At 32.8% G+C, this 3,021-nt stretch carries 3 protein-coding genes and 1 pseudogene; 3 read left to right on the top strand and 1 reads right to left on the bottom strand.

Translation table 11 applies throughout. The features are described 5' to 3' along the window. The 3 genes from QZU81_RS10680 to QZU81_RS10690 form a co-directional block, all read left to right on the top strand. Window positions 1–472 (top strand): hypothetical protein (locus tag QZU81_RS10680; RefSeq protein ID WP_295591744.1); only part of this gene is annotated, 472 nt, incomplete at its 5' end. A gap of 89 nt (window positions 473–561) precedes the next feature. Continuing rightward, the gene (locus QZU81_RS10685) at window positions 562–1,671 is read left to right on the top strand and encodes a hypothetical protein (protein ID WP_295591746.1); all 1,110 of its coding nucleotides are present in this window, start codon (window positions 562–564) and stop codon (window positions 1,669–1,671) included. A gap of 101 nt (window positions 1,672–1,772) precedes the next feature. Then, a complete protein-coding gene (locus QZU81_RS10690; protein ID WP_295591748.1) occupies window positions 1,773–2,483 on the top strand; it encodes a hypothetical protein in 711 nt (236 codons plus the stop codon). A gap of 210 nt (window positions 2,484–2,693) precedes the next feature. Here the strand turns inward: QZU81_RS10690 and QZU81_RS10695 are convergent. After that, window positions 2,694–3,021: pseudogene (locus tag QZU81_RS10695) on the bottom strand (hypothetical protein); the annotation flags it as partial.

The following is a 3,021-nucleotide window of genomic DNA, read 5'->3' on the forward strand; positions in this document are numbered from 1 at the left end:
TTTAAATGAAAGAGATGACTTGTCTGTTAAATTGACTAATCTAAATAAAACACCATTATCTCAAGAGGTTGTCAACATCACAATCAAAGATAACAATGGGAAGTTTGTGGCAAATAAGATAGTGAAAACCAATGACAAAGGTAATGCCATAATGAACTTGAACTTGAAGAAAGGTAAATACGATGTTTCTGTAAGTTATGGTGGAAATGAAAACTACACTGGAAACAACACAACACAGAAATTGACCATTAAGGAGAAAGTTGTTCAGGCAAAAGCATCACAATCAAGTGGTTCGTCTTCACAGGATAGTCAAAGAGAGGAATATCAAATAACTCCAGATGGGTGGAACCCTAGAGAGCATGAGGTGTCACGTGAGTCAATCGGCAATGGAAAAGAAAGAGTACATTATGATGACAATTATTTCGTTGTAGTCGATTCAAATGGAAATATTATAACACACGGATGGGAATAAATTATTCATAAAAGTTACTCATCAAGTTAAATTATATATAAGTTGTTATTAAGATAATGTATTATATAAAAAGATTTTAGGAGGAAATTATGAATTTTAAAAAGATTATTCTAATTGCTTTATTGCTATTGGCAATTTTTACAATAGGTTCAGTATCTGCAAACGAAAATGCAACCGATGAGATTATCTGCATTGACGATGATGATGGTTTATCTCTTGATAACCATGAAAATTTACAAATAAACGAATACAACGATCCTGTAGAACAGGCAATTGAAAATGACACTGATGTATCTTCAAAAAGCAAAGAAACCTTAAGTGTCACTAATAGTTCTGAAAAACTTGAATATCCTGATTATACATACATTACTGGAGTTACAGCAAAATGGGGTGCTGATAAAAAAATTTACTTTGGATGGTACGGTTCCTTTAATGGATTTTTTAAAGTATTCAAAGGCGAAACCTGCGTTCATAATGAGGTTTTAAATGGTTATGATGGTGAACGTGAATGGAATACTTGGGATTTGGATGTCGGAACCTATACTGCTAAATTAATAGATTATGATGGCAAAATTCTTGACCAGTCAACCATAAAAATTCAAAAATCAGCCGTTAAGATTTCCGTAAAATCATTCACCGCAACTGCAGGAAGCACTGTTAAATGCTATGCCTACGTAACGGACAAATATGATGGGGTTGACTATGACGGAGGATATGTCTATTATAAGATAAATGGTAAAACCTACAAAGCAAAGCTTAAAAATGGTGTGGCAGTACTTAAATTTAAAGTTCCTTCAAAAGCTAAAAAATATACTTGTCAGGCAATATATAAAGGAGATTTACAATTCAATGGGGCTAAAAAAACCTTTAAAATGACTGTTAAGAAAAAATCTACTATAAAAACCGTGAAAAACGGAAAATATGGGAATGTAAATACAATAACAGTAACCATAAAAGACGGTAAAAAAACAATTAAGGTGAAATGCATATATAAGAGAAGTTATGAACAGTATTTGGGAAATACATACAAATACGGGAAAAAATATAGTGTATATGTCGCATATGAAAAAAGGGACGGAATGCAATGCGGTAAAAAAGGATGGCATACTGTTGCAACAAATGCTGGCATGAGTGATAACGCTAAAATCGGTTCAGGATATAACAAATATCGCCCTATTACAAAAGTAACATTGCATTAGAAAAATATTAAACATTCAAAAGTTCTGTTAAAAATAAAACAAAGGTTAAGATTCAATGAATCTTATTTCTTTTTTAATCTTTTAAAATATGGTGGAAAACTATGGAAAAGAAATATCTAATAATAATACTCATTGCAATCATTGCAATACTTGCAATAGGCATCATACTCAGTGCCGGAACCCATCAAGAAAAAACATACAAACCATATAACTTCAGTGCAACATGCAGCATAGAATTACCAACATGGATACAATTCAACAATGGAGCGGGAGACCTAAACTCTAACAGTAACGTAATGGGATCAAATGTCGCATCCACAACAAAAGCATTGTTCGGCAACAATGAAGTAATGCAGATTACATATAGTCATAGTACTGTTGATGGTGCAAACGTCGGTGCAAATTTGAATGATAATATGTCACTGGAACAGAATGGTAAAAAGGTATATACTCGTATGGTGATGAATGAGGCAACAGGTGAATCAATTAGTGTAATGGGTGAAAATGAAGAAGTAGTGAATTATATAGCAGACCATGTGAAATTTAATGGTACAGCAACAAATAAAACTAATAACACAACAGAGACTACGGATAATTCAGAACCAGTAAAAAATGATAATACTACTGACGATGATGGTATCAAAAGAGATGGCAGATATGATGGCAAATTCGATAATAGGGTGGATTTGAATGAGGCTTATAATGCTGGATACTCTGATGGTAGGTCTTCATCTTCTTCTTCTGGTTCAAATGTAGAAACTACCACTGATAGTGGCAGTAGTGGTTCTCATTCGGGAGCAAACACGGCATAACTAGAAGTGTTACAATTTGTAACACTTTTTATATTCTATAATTAACTTAGTTGCTCTTTAACTTTTTCAATGGGAATCTTATTCCTGTTGATGAATCTAAATTATGATATTATTTTTTTTATACTTATTTTCAATTCCAGTTGACGTTTGAAATAATTTTTTTGGATTTGAATACTTCAATTAATGTTATTACAGTATGGATAATATTAATTATTTCTCACTTATCTTTTCAAGCAATTCTATTATTTTATCATTTTGTTGGATTAACTGCTTGTTTTGCTCAATCAAGACATCCAATTTAACTGTTTGTGATGCCAAAAATCTTCCGTTTATTTTGTCAAGCCTTGAAATGCCGTTTGTAACATATGATTTGTAGACCCTGTCCGCCAGTTTTGCCTCATGTGAATACTCTGAAATTTTCTGGTTGACCAGTTGGGTGTCGAGAGAACCCTTTTCGGGATCTATGGTCGGTATCATGGTTGGAGTTACTTCATTTGTTTCTTTTATGAGTTTGACACCGCAATCTGTGCAAAATTTG

The sequence above is a fragment of the uncultured Methanobrevibacter sp. genome, assembly GCF_902770715.1.
Taxonomy (GTDB): Archaea; Methanobacteriota; Methanobacteria; order Methanobacteriales; family Methanobacteriaceae; genus Methanocatella.